Genomic DNA, 17,168 nt, shown 5'->3' on the forward strand with positions numbered 1-17,168 from the left:
GGCTTCCGCTCAACGCCGCTGGCTAGTCGGCGCGGGCGGGGCCGCGGCGGGGGTGGAAGGCGCGGTCGATGCCGTCGGCGGCGTGGCTCCAGCCGGCGGCGCGGATGGGGTGGCCGGCGGTGCCACGGCGCTGGGCGCGCCTTCGCCGGCGGGCGCGGCGGCGGCCGGTGTTTCGCCGGGCACGGCGGCGCCCTGGGTCTGGCGGGTGCGGTAGCTGTCCAGGAAGCTCTTGAACAGGTCGATTTCCTTGACCTGGTTCTGAATGGTGGCGGCGTCCAACAGGCCGTTGGCCTCGGTCGGGCGGGTCATCACCTGGAACATGTTGGCGTCCGGCCCCTTGTCCATGGACGGGCCGAAGTCGGTGCGCAGCTTTTGCAGGCCCGGCAGATCCTGGGCCAGCGACAGGGCCACGGCCCGGTTCACCACCAGACGCGACACCGTGGGGTCGATGGGCTGCCCCGCGGCCGGCGGCGGGCCGATGACGTCGGCCAGGGCCTGGGCCGCCAGCGGCCACTGCTTGGCATGCCAGGCGATGTCGATGCGCATCAGGTTGGCGGGGCGGGAGTTGTCCTGCTTCAGCAGGGCCACCGCCTCCGGCCCCTTGTCCGTGCGTGACAGGGCGCGGGCGCGCAACAGCCGGCGCTCCGCCGCCATGGTGTCGGGAATGCCCGCCACCTCCGACTGGTCCAGCGCGGCCAGGGCCTTGTCCGGCTGGTTGTTCAGCAGGCGGATGGCGGCCTCGCGCGTACCCACCTGGGCCTTCTGCTCCCCTTGCAGGCGGTACTGCACCTGGCGGTCCAGCAGCTCCGCCGCGCGGTCCAGCAGGTCCACGTCGACCAGCCGTTCCGCCAGCACGCGGATGACCGTGTCCCCGTCCGGGCCCGGGGGCGTCAACTCCTTATACTGCTCATACAGCGACAAGGCCTCCAGCGGCGGCATCTTGTCGGCGCCGTTGCGCACGAACAGGCCGGTGAAGGTGTCCGTCATCTGCTTGGTGATCAGCGGCGCCTCGGGGCTGTTGGGGAACAGCGTGATGGCGCGCTTCATGGTGTCGAAGGCCTGGGGGAAGTTGCCGGCCTTGATGTGCAGGTCGGCCAGGCGGCGCAGGATGTGCAGTTCCAGGTCGTCGCCCGTCCAGGCGAAGCGCATCTTCTCCATCTGCTCCGCCGCCTTGGCGGGGGTCAGCTTGCCGGCGGCCAGCTCCTCATCCACCAGGGCCATGCGCGCCTTGGTGCGGTAGAGGCGGTCCGTCCCCTCCGTCGCGGCGCGGTAGGAGTCGATGGCCTTCTCATGGTCGCCGGCCAGGCGCGCGGCCTCGCCGCGCAGGTAGTTGATGGCGGTCTCGGCCGGGCCCTTGTTGGCGCCGCGCTTCACCAGCCGGTCCAGCAGGGTGTTGGCCGTGTCCACGTCGCCCTTGGCCAGCGCCGCCTCCGTCGCGGCCATGCTGAAGCGCGTGTTGAACGGTTCCGGATACGTCCGCAGCAGTTCCCGGCGGCTCTGAAACAGGCGATAGGCGGTGTCGTCGTCGCCCGTGGTGTGGGCGGCGTAGGCGCGCCACAGGGCCACGTCCGGCTCGTTCTGCAGGGCCGGCGCCGTCAGGTCGTCCAGGCCGCCCTTGGCATCGCCCGTCAGGATGCGGGCGGTGCCGCGCACGGCGGCGAACTCCGCCCGCTTCTCCAAATCCGGCTGGTCCTTGCGCGCCATCTCCAAGAGGCCAAGCGCCTCCTGCCCGAAGCCGTTGCCGGCGTAGAAGCGGGCGAGATCCAGGCGCAGCTTGGGCCGGTCATCCGGCGGCGCCTTGACGATCTCGTTCATCACATGCTCGCGGCCGGCCACGAAGCCGTTGGGGTCCACCTTGGCCCAGCGCTGGAAGTCGAAGAATCGGTCCGGCTCCACCACCGGCGGCGGCGGGGCGGCGGTGGCGACGTCGGTGGAGGGCGAGAGGCGCAGGCCGCCCGGCACGGTCAGCTCAACGCCCTCCTTGGCCGGCTGCACCAGCAGGCGTTCATCGATGGGGCGGATGACCACGCCCTGGGCCGTGGGCAGGAACTGCGCCTCGGCATAGCGCAACGGCGCCGGCATCAGCTGCGCCGCCGGGCTCATGGGGATGACCTTGAGCGTGTCGCCCACCACCGGGTCGGTGAAGGTGAAGACCTTCACCGGCTTGGGCGTCTTCACCACCAGGCGCGGGCCCAGGGCGAAATCGGGGTCGGTAACCACCGGCACGCCCGCCGGCGCGCCCTCCGCCGGGGTGGCCGGGGCGTGGTCGAAGGTGATGCGATAGCCGGTGGCGCCCTCGCCCGTCACCTTGGGCTCCAGCACGGCGGGCGCCGGCAGGCGGAAGCCGGTACCGCCGGCAAAGGCGACGGGCTCCACCTGGCCCAGCACGGCGGGCTGGTTGGCGGGTTGCGTGGGCGCGGTGGTGGCCGGCACCGCGCGGTCGAACAGCACGTACAGCCAGCCGGCCCGCGCGAACACCGCCACGGCCGATGGCAGGCCGGGATCGAACACCAGGGTGGGCGGCGGCGCCGGTGGGGCGTCCGCCCCCGGCTGGGCCGCCGCCTCGGGAGTCGCCGGTGCCGCCTCGGTCGCCGGCGATCCAGGCGGGTGGGCCGTCGGCGCGGGCGCGGCATGTCCATTGGCCGGAACGGGCTTGGCTTCAGGCGCCTTGGCCTCGACAGCCTTTGTTTCAGGCGGTTTCGCCTCGGGGGCTTTGGCGGGGGGGGCCGCCTGCGCCGCCGCCTTGGTGGCGGCTTCCTTGGTGGCCTGCTGCTGCTGGATCAGGTACAGCGGCTGGCCTTCCTTGACCGCGCGCGGGTCAGCCGGCGGCGCCGTCACCGAGGGCGGGGCGCCACTGGCCGCCGGGGGGGCCGCGGGCGGCTGGGCGTTAGCCTGGGTGGGCGCGGCAGCGGACGCCGGCGGAGGCGCCTTGGTGACAGGTGCCGGCGTTGTCTTCTCGGATGCGGACGCCGGGGAAGATCCCGGCGGCGTCAAGGTGGTGGCGCTGGCGGGGGCCGGCGGCGCGCCGGGCTTGCCGTCGCCGACGTCGATGACGACCTTGTCACCGGAACGGGACTGTTCCACCGTCGCGTTGGCGGGGATGGTCAGGGCGATGGTCAGGCCCGGGCCGCCCGCCACCGCCTCCACCCCCGAAATGCGGGGGGAGCGGGCCTTGCGGGCGGCGCCCAGGTCGGCCTTGGCCGGCTTGTCGAAGTGGATCAGCAGCTTGGCGCCGTCGCGTTCCAGCGTCGACTTCACCGGAGCCGTCCAATCGAACACCAGACGGCTGCGGCCGGGATGTTCACCGGCGCGCACCACCACGGTGGGCAGCGTGGCGGGCGCTTCCGCCGATTGCGCGGTAGCGGGGGGCTGGGGGGACGCCTGGGCCGGGCTGGCGGCGGGCGGCGCCTCCTTGGTCTCCTGGCGGGCGGCCAGGGCGGGCATCGCCGCCAGCGCCAGGGCGGCGCCCGTCAGCAGGGCGCGGAAAAGCGGGGCGTAAGCGGTCATGACGGGGGCTTGCCGTCCCGGGCGGCGTATTCACGGATGACGATGTCGACGCGGCGTTCGGCCCGGGCCCGGTCGGCGTCGGTCGCGGCGCCCGGGGTGGCCGGATCGGCGACGTCGGCCTGGCCGCGCACGGTGATGGGCTCGGCATAGCCCGCGCGCGCCAAAGCCAGGGCGATGGTGCGGCCGCGCGCCAGCGACAGTTCCCAGGTGGAGGGATAGGCGGCGTTGGCGACGGCGCTGGGGGCGACGGCGCTGGGGACGATGGGGCTGGAACCGGTATGACCCACCACCTCCACCGCGTTGGCGACGTTGCTGACCACCCCGCCCAGCGCGAACAGGATGGCGGACCCGGCGGAGGACAGGGTGGTGGCCCCGGGGGCGAACAGCGCCTCCTCCGGCAGGGCGGCCACCAGGCGGTCGCCTTCATGGATAACGCGGACGGCCGCCAAGGCGGGGTCGCTGGACAACTGGCGCTCCATCACCCGGCCCAGATAGCCCAGGTCGGTGGCCGTGCCCCGGTCCAGGTTGCCGTTGCCGTGCCGCTCGGCGGGGGAGCCGCCGAAGATGGCCTGCAACACTTGGTCCCGCCGCGCGTCGGGGGCCGTCATGCCGTACAGCATGACGAAGAAGGACAGCATCAGGCAGACGAAATCGGTGAAGGAGATCAGCCAGATGCGTTTGGGCGCCTGGACCTTGGGCGCCAGCGACGGCAGGAAGCCCGGGATGGCCGGCGGCAGGGTATCGGGTTCGCTCACGGCCGCACCTCCGCCCCGGCGGGTGTCACCGGAACCGCCGGCAGGCCGGCATGCGGCAGCCGGGCGCGGAACAGGAAGCGCACCGTGTCCGCCCTGCCCTTCTCCACCCCCACGGTCATGGCGCGCGGGGCAACGCCGGCGGCGGCCAGGGTGCGGGCCATGGCGCCGGCCTGGAACACCGGCAGGCTGGCGCCTGGGTTGCCGCCGTCGCCCACCAGGAACTCCAGGTCGATGGCCAGTCCCGTCTCCTCATCCGGGCGCAGGGCCTCCGCCATCTGGTGCCAGACGCCCTCGCGGCCGGGCAGGACGGTGACGATGGCGCCGCCGCCCTCCGCCACCGTCGTGGCGAACAGGCTGGATGTGGGCATGGTCGCGACCAGGGTGCCGCCCTTGCCGCCCTGATCGATGACGGCGTCGGGCATCACCGCCACCAGGCGGCGACCCACGGCGCCCAGGCGCTCATCCGCGCGGGCCAGGGCGGCCTGCGCCGCCGGCCCCTGGGTCAGGGTGACGCCGAACGCGTCCTGCACGGCCTGCACGACGGCGTCGAACTTGCGGTTCTCAAAGGTGGAAAGCGATGTCAGCAGGATGAAGAACGCCAGCAGCAGGAAAAATACCGACAGGTAGAGGACGAAGACCCCGCCCTCTTCCTGGGCGATCTTCCGTCCCCCCGACACCAGCCCCGCCATGGGCCGGTTCCTGGACGCCCCAACCGTCATGCCCGTCGCCCTTGGGGATATCAGTCGAAGCTCGCCAACAGGCGGTCGATCTCATCCTGGTCGATGGCCCGGCCGGGCAACTGGGGCCCATGCAGCAGGAAGTCGTCGTCGGACGTGCCGCCGGCGGGCGTGTCGGCGGCGGGCGGGCCGTCGGGGTGGCGGCGCTGCACGTCCTCGCCGAAGGCGACCAGCATGGCCTCCACCTTGGCCTCGATATGCTTCAGCGCCTTCACCACCTTGGTGATGCGCTGGCCGGTGATGTCCTGGAAGTTGCAGGCCTCATAGATGCCGGTGGTGATGTCCATCATCTTGGATGACACCTCCGGCGTCACATCGCCGGCCATGCCCATCAGCTGGTCGCAGGCGTCCATGATGCGGTTGGTGGCATCCTCCGTGGCGCCCACCACGGCGTCCAGCTCATCCGTGGCGCGGGGAATGTGCTCCGCGTGGATGTCGCTGGGCTGCAGCGCCGCGATTTCCTTCTTGGCGTTGTGGATAAAGCGGGCCAGGCCCTCCAGCTCGCCGTAAAGCTTGATGTCGTGCTGGGTCACGTCGCCGCCCATGGAGGCGACGACGGTGGACACGATCTGGGCGACCTCTTCCCGCGACAGCGGCTGGCGGGCCTGGGAGCGGGCGGCATCCAGCCGGTCCTGAAGGATCGGGTCGGCGGCGGGGCGGATCATGGCGGCTCTCGTCTCGTCAAAAGGGGCCGATTATCGGGCCTAGTGGCAGCTGGGCTGGGGCGAACGGGTCGGGGCTAACGGGTTGGTATAGGGCGCGGTTTCAGCCGCTCGCTCATTGCGGCACGCTGGGCAATCGCTTGCGGTCGGCCAGCATGGTGGTCACCTGCTCCGCCCGCTTGGGCGTCATGGCGGCCAGCACCGGGGCGGCCTTGGCCTCCTTCATGCGGCTGATCACGTTCAGCAGCACCTTGTCGTCCATGGCCTCGAAGATGCGGGCGGCCTCGGCCGGCTTCATGGTCTCGTAAATCTTCACCAGGCTGTCCAGCTGCTGCGCCTGGTCGGCGCTGACCTGGTTGACCAGGCCGTCCAGCTGCTTTTTCAGCGCCTGCATCTCCGCCAGCTTCTGGTCCAGCCGCTGGGTCGCCACCTGCAGCATGGCCTCGCGCTGGTCCAGGTCGCGCTCGCGGCTGTCCAGGGCCTCGCGGCGTTCCGCCAGGCGCTGCAGCAGCTCCACATCCTTGGGCGTGAAGGTCTGGCCGTCGGTGGGGCTGCCGGACGGTTCGGGCTTGCCGCCCTCCGCCTTGGCATCCCCTTTGGCGGCGCCCTCGGCCGGCTTGGCGGCCGGGGCCTCCGCCGCCTTCGCCGGGGCGGGGGTGGTCTGGCCCGAGGGCGCTTGGCTGGCGGGCTTCTCCGGGGCCGGGCTCTGCGCCTTGGCGGCCGGCACGTCGGGCGGAGCGGCGCCGACGGTCAGCGTCCACCACACATCCCCCGCCCGCGCGCCCAGCAGCAGCACGGCGGCGAAGATGGTGGCCGGCAGCAGGCGCACGCGCAGACGGCGCCACAGCGGAATCTTGGGTGTCTCGTCCTTTTTGGCCGCGCGGCCCTTGCCCACTGCCGCCCGCGTGCCCGCGGGCGCCGGGCGCTGGGTCCGGGGCGCCTGGGGGGCGACGGCCTTGGGGACAGTCCCGGTGGGGGCTGCCGTCAGTCGGCCTTGCCGGGGAGCCGAAGGTTCAGCCGTCATTGACGCATGTTCTCCAAGGCCTGGAGCAATTCACGCTCCGCCCGCGAGCGGGCCTCGGGCTGGCCGGCGCCACCACCCGGACCACCGGCGCCGACATCACCACCGGAGGCGGCGGCACCAGGCGCCGGCAGGCGCGCGGGCGCGGCGCGGGGCGTCGGCCGGCCTTCGTCCAGGCCAGCATCGTTGCCATATCGATCACCGGACCGCTCAGGCCGGGGCGCGCGTTCCGGCGTCCGCTCCCCATTCATAGGGTTATTCGCCTGACGCTCGCCGGCCAGCCGCTCCGCCATCTGGCGTTCGGCGATCAAGCGTTCCGCCGCCATGCGCTCCGCCAGCTGCCGTTCGGCGGCGGAGCGTTCCTGGCCGCCACCCGCCGCGCTCCCGCCGCGCTCCCCCTCCAGCCGGGCCGGCAGGGGGCGGGGGTCGGGACGAATGCCGGCGCCACCACGCGGCGCCTCCGCCCGGTGGCCGTTCACGCCCCCCCTGCCAAGCCGGCCATGCCGCCGGCGGCGGCGCTGCCGCGCAAGGCCTCCGCCCGGGGCAGGTCACGGGGCTCGGGCCGGGTGTCGCGCGCCGGTTCGGACGGCGCGGCGTTGGCGCGGGCGCGCCCGGCGGCACCTTCCAGGCGCGCGGCCAGGGCGTCGGCCGCCTGGGTCATCTGTTCCAGCTCTTCCCGCATCTTGTCGGCGCGGCCGATCAGGTATTGCAGCGCCTCGCCGGACTCGGCGGCGGCCTTACGCATGCCCTTCACCCCGGCGTCGGCCTGGGCGGTGGCCTCGCTGAACTCCCGCACCAGGGCCTCCATCTCGCCGCGGCTGTCGCGCAGCTGGGCGATCTGGCGGTTCAGGCGCAGGGCGTAAACGATGGTGGCGACCAACAGGCCGCCCACCACCACATCCAAAGCCAAGGAAAGCAGGATGGTCAGGCTCATGTCGGCGCGGTCTCCGGCTTGGGCGCCTCGCGGTCGATGCGGACCGCGATGTTGCCGCCCTTCCGCCCCATGCGGCCCAGGAACATGGGCACGTCGCCGCACCGCAGCTCGATGGTGTCGTCCGGCGCCACGTTCAGCAGCACCCGCGACCCCACCTTCCAGTTCAGCACGTCGTAGAGCGACAGGGTGATCTCATCCAGCACCGCCGACAGGTGCACGTCGGTCATCCACAGCTCGCTGGCCAAGTGGGTTTCCCAGATGCTGTCGCGGCCGAACTTTTCACCCATGAACATCTGCAGCAGCAGTTCGCGCACGGGTTCCAGGGTGGCGTAGGGGATCAGCAGTTCCAGCCGGCCGCCGCGATCCTCCATGTCGATGCGCAGCTTCACCAGCACGGCGGCGTTGGCCTGGCGGGCGATGGTGGCGAAGCGCGGATTGGTTTCCAGCCGGTCGAAGCGGAAGGTCACGGGCGACAGGGGGTCGAAGGCCGCCGAAAGGTCGGACAGCACCACGTGCACCATACGCTCCACCAGGTTGCGCTCGATGGTGGTGTAGGGCCGCCCCTCGATGCGCATGGCCGCCGTGCCGCGCCGGCCGCCCAGCAGCACGTCGACGATGGAGTAGATCAGCGCCGAATTGATGACCATCAGGCCGTAGTTGTCCCACTCCTCCGCCTTGCAGACGGCCAGCATGGCGGGCAACGGAATGGAATTGAGGTAGTCGCCGAAACGGACCGAGGAGATCTGGTCCAGGCTGACTTCCACGTTGTCGGAGGTGAAGTTGCGGAGCGAGGTCGACATCATGCGGACCAGGCGGTCGAAGACCACCTCCAGCATGGGCAGGCGTTCGTAGTTCACCAGCGCCGAGTTGACCAGCGCCATGATGCCGGAATTGTCGCCGTCGCCGGCGCCATCCTTGTCGAAGCCCAGCAGGCTGTCGATTTCGTCCTGGTTCAGGACACGGGTCGCCCCGCCGCCCATGTCGCCAAAGCCACTGTCGCCGGCACCCTCGTCCGCCAAGGCCGCCCATTCGGCGGCCATGCGTTCCTCTTCACTCAGCTCCTGCGGATCCGGCATCGGTCAGCGCTCCAGCGTCCAAAACGCGCATGCGGGCCCCCGGCCCCCATCCCGGCCCCAGAGGAACCACCCATCAGGAAACCGGGCGGGGCGCCGAATGTTCAGAAACATGCACGTACCAGGCCATTTTACGATCAATGGGGCGGCAATATCCATGCCAGTAAGCATGGCCTCCTAACCACCCCACCGATGACAAGGCCGTTTAAGGCCCCGCCTCATCTCACTGTGATTGTACCAGAATTTCCTCAAACAGCACGTCCCTCACCCGCACCGGGGCGGCGGCCGCGTTCACCCGCTGCAGCAACTCCTCGCGCAGGCGGTAGATGCCGGCCGATCCCTTCAGATCATCCAGCCGCAGCTCGCGCAGATAGGTCTGGAAGGTGTCGACGATGCGCGGCGTGGCCAGGGTCAGCTTGGGCCTGTCCTCTTCCTTGTAGATCTCCAGCTGGATCTTCAGCTTCAGGAAGGCCGGGCGGCGCTCATTGGTCTGCAGGTTGATCAGCAATTCGCCCAGGGGGAAGAACACCGGGGGCGCCTTGGGATCGAACGCCTCCTCCGCGGCGGCGGGCTTTTCCTCCACCTCCTCCGCCTTCTTCTTGCCCAGCAGGCCGTCCAGCAGGCCGCTGAAGATCAGGCCGCCGGCGATGAGCGCTATGAGCAGCAGCGGCACCACCACGAACATGACGATCTTCTTGCCGCTGAACTTCTTTCGCGGCAGTTCCTGTTCGCCCCCACCATCCGTTTCGATGGCCGTCATGCTACCCCGCAACGCTCGTGCACCGGGCCCCGTTCGAACGCCGTCCGGGTAGGGCCCACCGTCCCGCCCCGGTCCGGGGCAGGTTCATATAATCATGAAGGCGTTAACCCTTCCTTTCAACAAAATCGGGGGAAGGTCCCCCGTCCCGCCTCCCCTCAGCCGCGGGGGCGGCCGAAAAACAGGGTGTAGCCGTCGGGATCCTTCAATTCAAAGCCACGCAGACCATCGCCCGTGTCTTGCAAGGGCACGGAAAAGACGACGCCACGCGCCTGGAATTCAGCGGCCAGGGCATCCGGTTCGTCGGTGTTGACGTACGAGTCCCACCGCGCGTCCGCCGCGCGGTCGGGATTGGGCAGCGGCCCCACGCCCACCGACTTCAGGAACAGCATGGCGCCGTCGCGCGCGACGATGGCGAAGAAGGGCGCGTCATTCGGGGCCAGATGCGTGACCGTGAAGCCCAGCGCGTCGCGGTAGAACGCGGCCGACGCCCCCACGTCGCGGACGATGAAGAACGGCGCCATGCCGTTCAGGACCGCCCGCCCCTTCGCCATGGCAGGGGGCACCACGGCAGGGGACAGCACGGCAGGGGTCACGACGGCAGGGCCAGCACGCGCTGCGCGGCGGCCACCCCGGTCTCATAGGCGCCCGGCAGCCAGCCGGGCCAGGTGAGCGAGCAGGCCTCGCCGGCGAAGCACAGCCGGTCGCCCACGGGTTCCGACAGGATGCGGCGCGCCTCGGCATGGCCCGGCTTGGCCGCCGTCATGGAGCCCAGGGAATAGGGATCGGCGCCCCAGCGGCTGACGTGCCAGGCGGTGGCCTGCCGGCGGGTGAGCGATCCGAAGACGTCGGCCACGGCGTCGCGCACCAAGTCCACCGCCTCCTGGTCCTTGGCCGTTTCCAGCTGACGGGCCAGGTCGCCGCCCACCGTGGCGATGGCCAATTCCCGGCCGAAGGGCCGCAGGCATAGGTCCAGCACACGACCGTCGCCGCGCACCTGGTCCAGGGCGGTGAACGGATCGCAGTCCAGGCTGTCGGGCTTGTAGCCCAGGGCGATGCGGTTGACCAAGCCGGTGGTCAGACCGTCGAAGGCGGTGCGCACGCCCTCCGGCAAGGGCGGGTCGAAGGTGACGCCGCCCGAGGCCAGTACCGAAATGGGCACGGTGATGATGGCGGCGTCGGCGCTGACCACGCCTTTAGGCGTGGTAACCCGCACGCCGCTGCCCGACCAGTCGATGCGGCTGACGGGGCTGGACAGGGTGATCTTGACGTCGCGCGCCATGTCCTTGGCCAGGCTGGCGACGGCGGTGCCGATGCCGCGCGGGAACCACAGCGCCGCCTCCGCATCCGGGCGGCGCGCGGCGTCCAGGCTGGACAGAATCCTTCAGCTCGACACCGAAGTCCAGGGGTCCGACCAGGGCGGTGGCCAGCTGGCCCAGGTTCCCGAGGTCGGGCAGCAGCTCGGCGGCCGAGCGGTCGACCTGGGCGCGGCCGGCCTCCTTCACCGCCCTCTCCAGCCGGTCGATGGCGTCGGCGGCCGCCGCGTCGGTGTCGCCGTCGGCCTCCTTGGTGTCGAAGAACAGCAGGTCGTCGGCGCCGTCGTCCGGCACCGTTTCCATGCCACGCTCGTCCAGCAGGCGGCGCAGGGGGTTGTCGGCCGTGGCCTCCAGCGAGCCGCAGCCGATATCGTAAGGGAAACCGAAGGGCTTGGACTCCGTCCAGGCCCTGCCGCCCACGCGGGCGCGGGCCTCCAGCACGGTGACCTCTGCCCCCGCCTGGCGCAACGCGCCAGCCGCTGCCAGCCCGGCGAGGCCGGCCCCGATGACCACAACCGTGCGGCCGGGACGGATGGGCGCAGGACGGCTGGCCACCGCCCCCGCCAGGCCGGGCAGTCCGCCCGTCAGCAGGGGCGCCAGCGCCATGCCGCCGACCAGGCCGCGCCGCGACAGCCCGGCGCCCGCCAAGAAACCCGGTGACCGGGAAGAACCCGACATCTCACGCCTTCCGACTTACCATCTTCGGCGCGGATGATACCGCCCAAGACGCGGCCCTGTCACCGCGCCATCCGGCGGATGCGCCATTTCGTCCTTTTAGGATAATGGCTTGGTGAGACAAGGCGGAGCCTTGTGGGAACCGTCACCCCAGGGCGGAGGTGGTGACGGCGCGGCTCTGCTCCCGCGTCTTCTGGAAGCGGATCTTGGGATAATCCTCCTGGGCCCGGTTCAGCTGCCAACCGTTGCGCGCCAGGAACACCAGGGCCCCGTCGTGATCCTCCGCCAGGGCGGAGCGGTTGCTGTCCAGGAAGGACTTCAGCACCACCGGGTCATCGCACTCGATCCAGCGGGCCGAATCATAGCCGCACGATTCAAACTTGGCCTTGATGTCGTATTCGGCATCAATGCGGGCGGCCAGCACCTCGAACTGCAGCGGACCGACCACGCCGACCACCCAGTCGGCGCCGATCAGCGGCTTGAACACCTGGCTGGCGCCCTCCTCCGCGAAGTGCTCCAGCGCCTTGCGCAGGTGCTTCATCTTCATGGGGTCGTCCAGCTTCACCCGCTGCAGCAGTTCCGGCGCGAAGCTGGGCACGCCGGTGTAGCGCAGATCTTCGCCTTCGGTCAGCGTGTCGCCGATGCGCAGGGTGCCGTGGTTGGGAATGCCGATGATGTCGCCGGGGTAGGCGTCCTCCGCCAGTTCCCGGTCCCGCGCCAGGAACAGCACGGCGTTGTTCACCGCCAGCAGCTTGCCCGAGCGCATGTGCTTCAACTTCACGCCCCGGCGGAAATGGCCCGAGCACAGGCGGAAGAAGGCGATGCGGTCGCGATGGTTGGGGTCCATGTTGGCCTGGACCTTGAACACGAAGCCCGTGACCTTGGGCTCCTCCGGCTGCACCGTACGGCTGTCGGCCTGCTGCGGCCGGGGAGACGGCGCGTAGGCGGCCAGGCCCAGCAGCAGCTCGCGCACGCCGAAGTTATTGATGGCGCTGCCGAAGAACACCGGGGTCTGGTGGCCTTCGCGATAGGTTTCCAGGTCGAAAGGCGGGCACAGTTCCCGCACCATGGCCACGTCCTCGCGCAGCTTGGCCACCTGGTCGGCGGGCAGCAGCTCATCCAGCTTGGGATCGTCCAGGCCGTCGCACTGGATGCCCTCGCTGGCGACGTCGCCCTGGCGGCGGTCCAGCAGGACCAGCCGGTCGCGGATCAGGTCGTAGCAGCCACGGAAGTCCGGACCGGAACCGATGGGCCAGGACCCGGGCGTCACCTCCAGCTGCAGGTCGCGCTCCACCTCGTCCATCAGGTCGAAGGGGTCGCGGGCCTCGCGGTCCATCTTGTTGACGAAGGTGATGATGGGCACGTTGCGCAGGCGGCAGACCTCGAACAGCTTGCGGGTCTGGGCCTCAATGCCCTTGGCGGCGTCGATGACCATGACCGCGCTGTCGACGGCCGTCAGCGTGCGGTAGGTGTCTTCGGAAAAGTCTTCGTGGCCCGGCGTGTCCACCAGGTTGAAAGTGCGGTCGGCATAATCGAAGTTCATCACCGACGCGGTGACGGAGATGCCGCGCTCGCGCTCCACCTTCATCCAGTCCGACCGGGCGCGCCGCTGCTCGCCGCGCGCCTTCACGGCACCCGCCATCTGGATGGCGCCGCCGAACAGCAGCAGCTTTTCCGTCAGCGTGGTCTTGCCGGCGTCGGGGTGCGCGATGATGGCGAACGTCCGACGGTTATGGACTTCCTGGGGGAGCGCGCTCATGGGACCAAACGTAAGGCTGAAGTCTTAAAAGGCGAAAACGGGGCCGTCCGGTGCTGGACGGCCCCGTCATCAAACGCGGGACTTAATTGGCGGAAGAACGCGGGCGGCGCAAGCCCCCCGTCCCGCCGTCACTCTGCACCCGGGCCGGGCGGGGGCCGTTGCCGTGCTTGCGGGCCCCGTCGCGGGCCGGCTTGGCGCCGTCCAGCGGATGGAAACCGCCACCGTTGCCGCCGCCGTGACCGGCGCCATGGGCGCGGGCCGGGCGATCCTGGCGGTGCTGGCCTTCAGGGCGGGGGCCGCCGAACTTCTTGAAGCCGCCTTCCGGACGGTCGCCGCGCTCGGCGCGGGGAGCGTCGGCGCGATGGCCTTCACCGCGATAGCCGCCTTCGCTGCGGAAGCCTTCCGGCTTCGGGCCGCCATGGCCGCCGCCGAAGCCGTTGCCCTGCTTGAAGCCACCTTGCTTGAAGCCGCCGCCGTGACCGCCGAACGACTTGCGCGGACGACCCCCGGGGGCGCCGCCGGGACCGCCGGCCGGACGCTTGGGCATCTCGCGCGGCTCCAGGCCCGGGATGACGTGTTCCACGGCGCGGGTCTGGGTGTAGCCCTCGATGCCGCGCACCAGGCCCCATTCATGACGGGTGTACAGGCTGAAGGCGTTGCCGGTGTTGCCGGCGCGGCCGGTGCGGCCGATGCGGTGCACGTAGTCCTCGGCCTGGCGCGGCAGGTCGAAGTTGATGACGTGGGTCACGTCCGGCACGTCGATGCCGCGGGCGGCCACGTCGGTGGCGACCAACAGGCGGACGCGACCGTTGCGCAGGGCCTGGACGGTGCGGTTACGCTCCTGCTGGCGCATGTCGCCGTGCAAGGGGGCGGCGGCGTAGCCCATCTCCGACAGGCTGTCGGCCAGGCGGTCGGCGTCGCGCTTGGTGGCGGCGAAGACGATGCCCTTGTTCATGGACGGATCGGCCACCAGGTGGGCCAGCAGCTTCTCCTTGTGCTCCAGGCCATCGGCCCGCAGGAAGCGCTGCTCGATGGCGCTGACGTTGACGCTGCCGCCGGCCACGTCCACGCGCTCCGGGTTCTTCAGCAGGTTGCCGGCCAGGCGCACCATGGCCTTGTCCACCGTGGCGGTGAACAGCAGGGTCTGGCGGTTTTCCGGGCAGGCGTTGGCGATCATCTCCACGGGCTCCAGGAAGCCCATGTCCAGCATGCGGTCGGCCTCGTCCAGCACCAGCATCTCGACGGTGGAGAGGTCCAGGCGGCCGCGCTCCAGATGGTCGATCAGGCGGCCGGGGGTGGCGACCACCAAGTCAACCCGGCGGCGCAGCATCTCCAGCTGCTGGCGGTAGGGCATGCCGCCCAGGATGGCCAGGGTGTGGATGCGGCTGTACTTGGAATAGCCCCGAACGGCGTCCATCACCTGGGTCGCCAGCTCACGGGTGGGGGTCAGCACCAGCAGGCGGGGCCCGAAGGTCTGCAGGCCCTCGGCGCTCAGCGGGCGCGGGGTGGTCGCCATGCGGTGCAGCGCCGGCAGCACGAAGGCCGCGGTCTTGCCGGTACCGGTGTTGGCGGAGGCGATCAGGTCGCGACCTTCCAGGGCGACGGGGATGGCCCGCTCCTGGATGGGGGTGGGGAACTTGTAGCCGACCTCTTCCAACGCCTTGGTCAAGGCGGAAGCCAGGCCCAGGTCGGCAAAGGTGGTGCGGCCGTCGTCAACGCCCTGTGCGTCGTCGGCGATATCCAGGATTTCGGTTTCGATGATTTCGTTCTCGGCGGAAGCGGGCAAATCCAAGGGACTTTCCTTCACGGTATAAAACAGCGCCGCGCCCTTCCCGCCCGGGAAAGGCACGCGAACAAACAAGCCAGCGCAGCGCCCCCGAACAAACGGCGGGCGGCACCAGCCAACGAAAGAGCGGCGCAACGTCGGAACGTGTGGAAAGCCGGACCATTCCGGCAGACACAACCCCGAAAGAAGCGGGGCTATGGAAGCGGCGCTGGCGTCGCCCCCTGGAAAGCGGGGACGAACGTGACCATGCGCCAGGGGGCCCCTCGGCCACTCAGGCGAGGCGGACCATACGGGGGTGGCTGGCAAAAGCCAAGAATTCCGTGACATGCCGCGACGCAACGCAGCGTGGCGCCAGACGCACGGGGGCCACCCTTACAAATCAGGACCATCCCGCAGCAGCCGCGCCGCGACCTGCTTCACCGCCGCCTTGGCGGCGTCCGTGGCGGTGGCGTTGGTCAGGATGGTCACGCCCTGTCGCCGCTCGGGGTCGAGGTAGGCCACGGTAAAGATGCCCTCCGCCCCGCCCCAATGCTCCCACCGATCCACGCCGTCCAGCGGACCCACCATCCAGCCCAGGCCTTGGCCGCTGAGCCAGGCGGGCAGGTTGGGCGCCGGCTGGCGCGTCAGCATCTGCCCCATCATACCGGCGGGCAGAACGCGCACGGTGCCGCCTTCGTCATTGGTGGCCTCGCCATCATTGGCGCAGGCGGCGACATAGCGGGCGAAATCGGCCCCGGAGGATTGCAGCATGCCGGCGGACCAATCGGGGAAGCCCATGGTGGGCACGGGCTTCAGCGCCCCCTTTTTACCGTCGTACGGCGTCGCGGCCAGAGCGGGCGGCACCTCCCCCAAGGTCCAGTAGCTGTGGCGCATGCCCAGGGGCGCCATCAGGAATTGGCGGATGGCCATGCGGGCATCGAAGCCGCCGACGCGGCCGGCCACGTAGCCCAGCAGCGCGAAGCCGACATTGGAATAGTCCCAGGCCTCCCCCGGGGCGGCGGCGTAACAACCCGCGGCATCATAATAAGTGCCGCCCGGCACCAGATAGCCCACCAGCATGTCGCGCAGCGCCAGGGGCGTGTCGCCGCCCCGGTGCCGGAAATCCACCGCGTAGTACTTCTCATCCGAAATGCCGGAGGTGTGGGTCAGCAGATGGCGCAGGGTAATGGCCGCATCCGGGTGGTGTGGATTCACGACGGGAAAGTCGAGATGGGCGGCAACCGGATCATCGAGGTTCAAGCGCCCCTGCCCCGCCAGGCGCAGGATGGCCGCCGCCGTGATGGTCTTGGTGATGGAGGCGATGGCGAACACCGTGTCCGGCGTCGCCGGCCGGCGGCGGGCCACATCGGCATGGCCGTAGCCGCGCACGAAGCGCACCCGCCCCTCTCGGGCGTAACCCACCGCGGCGCCAGGAATGCCGGCCTGGGCCAGGGTTGCGCGGATGGCGTGATCCAGGTCGCCAAGCCCCTTGGCTGGGATCGCGGCCAGGGCGGGGCGGCTGAGCAAAGCCCCAACACCGGTGGCGACCAGACGGCGACGCGTCAATTCCATGCTCTTTGCCCTTCCCATCCTGGACATTCCGGTCCGATGGCGCCATAATCTGTAGGCACCTACCTATTTGTCAAGAGAGCCTGTGACGTGCCCCCATCCAATGAGATCACACCGCCGGAGGACTATTCCCGCCGCCTGGGTGGCGCCGCGCTGGGCGCCCGCTTGCGGCGCCTGTCGGAAACGATAGACGGCGACGCCACCCGCACCTACGACACCCTGGGCGTCACGTTCGAACAGCGCTGGTTCGGCGTGCTGAACCAGCTGGTGCTGAACGGCCCACTGACGGTGGGGGAACTGGCCAGCCGCCTGCGCATCACCCACGTCTCCGTCAGTCAGACGCGCGCCTCCCTGGAGAAGGCCGGCCTGGCCCAGACCACCGCCGATCCGGACGACGCGCGCCGCCGGCGCCTGGCCCTGACCCCGGCGGGGGTGGCGCTGGTGGACACGCTGCGCCCCCTGTGGCGGGCGCTGGAGGCGGCCGCGCTGGAACTGGATGCCGAGGCGCGGGCCGTGACCGCCGCCCTCGACCGGCTGGAGGACGCACTGGCCCGCCGCAGCCTCTACCAAAGGGTTTTGGACCACTTGAAGGATGATCGCCCGGGTGATGGGCCCCGGTGATAGGACGGCATAAGGCA

The 17,168-nt window shown here is 70.5% G+C and carries 16 protein-coding genes; 1 reads left to right on the forward strand and 15 read right to left on the reverse strand.

Features of this window, described 5'->3' with window-relative positions:
• Positions 1-9 precede the first annotated feature (9 nt).
• The 15 genes from UAJ10_RS18865 to UAJ10_RS18935 form a co-directional block, all read right to left on the reverse strand.
• Positions 10-3,507 carry a tetratricopeptide repeat protein gene (locus tag UAJ10_RS18865; protein ID WP_322916736.1) on the reverse strand — a complete coding sequence of 1,166 codons (3,498 nt, stop codon included), beginning with the start codon at positions 3,505-3,507 and terminating at the stop codon, positions 10-12.
• Positions 3,504-4,262 (reverse strand): OmpA/MotB family protein, encoded by a 759-nt coding sequence (locus tag UAJ10_RS18870; protein WP_322916737.1) that lies wholly within the window; start codon positions 4,260-4,262, stop codon positions 3,504-3,506. Before UAJ10_RS18870 ends, UAJ10_RS18865 begins: the two co-directional genes overlap by 4 nt.
• The gene (locus UAJ10_RS18875) at positions 4,259-4,951 is read right to left on the reverse strand and encodes a flagellar motor protein MotB (RefSeq protein ID WP_322916738.1); all 693 of its coding nucleotides are present in this window, start codon (positions 4,949-4,951) and stop codon (positions 4,259-4,261) included. The genes UAJ10_RS18870 and UAJ10_RS18875 overlap by 4 nt, the downstream gene beginning before the upstream one ends.
• A 50-nt stretch (positions 4,952-5,001) precedes the next feature.
• The gene (locus tag UAJ10_RS18880) at positions 5,002-5,664 is read right to left on the reverse strand and encodes a protein phosphatase CheZ (RefSeq protein ID WP_145749564.1); all 663 of its coding nucleotides are present in this window, start codon (positions 5,662-5,664) and stop codon (positions 5,002-5,004) included.
• A gap of 112 nt (positions 5,665-5,776) precedes the next feature.
• Positions 5,777-6,685 carry a MotE family protein gene (locus tag UAJ10_RS18885; protein ID WP_322916739.1) on the reverse strand — a complete coding sequence of 303 codons (909 nt, stop codon included), beginning with the start codon at positions 6,683-6,685 and terminating at the stop codon, positions 5,777-5,779.
• Positions 6,682-7,161 (reverse strand): hypothetical protein, encoded by a 480-nt coding sequence (locus UAJ10_RS18890; RefSeq protein WP_322916740.1) that lies wholly within the window; start codon positions 7,159-7,161, stop codon positions 6,682-6,684. Before UAJ10_RS18890 ends, UAJ10_RS18885 begins: the two co-directional genes overlap by 4 nt.
• Positions 7,158-7,616, reverse strand: coding sequence for a DUF6468 domain-containing protein (locus tag UAJ10_RS18895; protein WP_322916741.1), 459 nt, complete (start codon positions 7,614-7,616; stop codon positions 7,158-7,160). The genes UAJ10_RS18890 and UAJ10_RS18895 overlap by 4 nt, the downstream gene beginning before the upstream one ends.
• Positions 7,613-8,692: a flagellar motor switch protein FliM gene (fliM, locus tag UAJ10_RS18900; protein WP_322916742.1), complete on the reverse strand. Its 1,080-nt coding sequence runs from the start codon at positions 8,690-8,692 to the stop codon at positions 7,613-7,615. The genes UAJ10_RS18895 and fliM overlap by 4 nt, the downstream gene beginning before the upstream one ends.
• A 220-nt stretch (positions 8,693-8,912) precedes the next feature.
• On the reverse strand, positions 8,913-9,449 hold the full coding sequence (locus UAJ10_RS18905; protein WP_145609623.1) for a flagellar basal body-associated FliL family protein: 537 nt from the start codon (positions 9,447-9,449) through the stop codon (positions 8,913-8,915).
• 155 nt (positions 9,450-9,604) lie between these two features.
• Positions 9,605-10,030 carry a VOC family protein gene (locus UAJ10_RS18910; RefSeq protein WP_322916743.1) on the reverse strand — a complete coding sequence of 142 codons (426 nt, stop codon included), beginning with the start codon at positions 10,028-10,030 and terminating at the stop codon, positions 9,605-9,607.
• Between the two features lie 8 nt (positions 10,031-10,038).
• Positions 10,039-10,728: a flavin monoamine oxidase family protein gene (locus tag UAJ10_RS18915; RefSeq protein WP_322916744.1), complete on the reverse strand. Its 690-nt coding sequence runs from the start codon at positions 10,726-10,728 to the stop codon at positions 10,039-10,041.
• Complete coding sequence (locus tag UAJ10_RS18920; RefSeq protein ID WP_322916746.1) at positions 10,643-11,440, reverse strand: FAD-dependent oxidoreductase; 798 nt, start codon at positions 11,438-11,440, stop codon at positions 10,643-10,645. The genes UAJ10_RS18915 and UAJ10_RS18920 overlap by 86 nt, the downstream gene beginning before the upstream one ends.
• Positions 11,441-11,582: 142 nt before the next feature.
• Positions 11,583-13,196 (reverse strand): peptide chain release factor 3, encoded by a 1,614-nt coding sequence (locus tag UAJ10_RS18925; protein ID WP_322483661.1) that lies wholly within the window; start codon positions 13,194-13,196, stop codon positions 11,583-11,585.
• Positions 13,197-13,278: 82 nt separating this feature from the next.
• A complete protein-coding gene (locus UAJ10_RS18930; RefSeq protein WP_322916747.1) occupies positions 13,279-14,988 on the reverse strand; it encodes a DEAD/DEAH box helicase in 1,710 nt (569 codons plus the stop codon).
• Between the two features lie 366 nt (positions 14,989-15,354).
• Positions 15,355-16,533 carry a serine hydrolase domain-containing protein gene (locus UAJ10_RS18935; RefSeq protein ID WP_322916749.1) on the reverse strand — a complete coding sequence of 393 codons (1,179 nt, stop codon included), beginning with the start codon at positions 16,531-16,533 and terminating at the stop codon, positions 15,355-15,357.
• An 87-nt stretch (positions 16,534-16,620) separates the two neighbouring features.
• Between UAJ10_RS18935 and UAJ10_RS18940 the strand changes: the two genes are divergently transcribed.
• On the forward strand, positions 16,621-17,151 hold the full coding sequence (locus tag UAJ10_RS18940) for a MarR family winged helix-turn-helix transcriptional regulator (RefSeq protein WP_322916751.1): 531 nt from the start codon (positions 16,621-16,623) through the stop codon (positions 17,149-17,151).
• The last annotated feature ends 17 nt before the right edge of the window (positions 17,152-17,168 follow it).

The sequence above is a fragment of the Nitrospirillum guaranorum genome (assembly GCF_034653275.1).
Classification (GTDB): domain Bacteria; phylum Pseudomonadota; class Alphaproteobacteria; order Azospirillales; family Azospirillaceae; genus Nitrospirillum.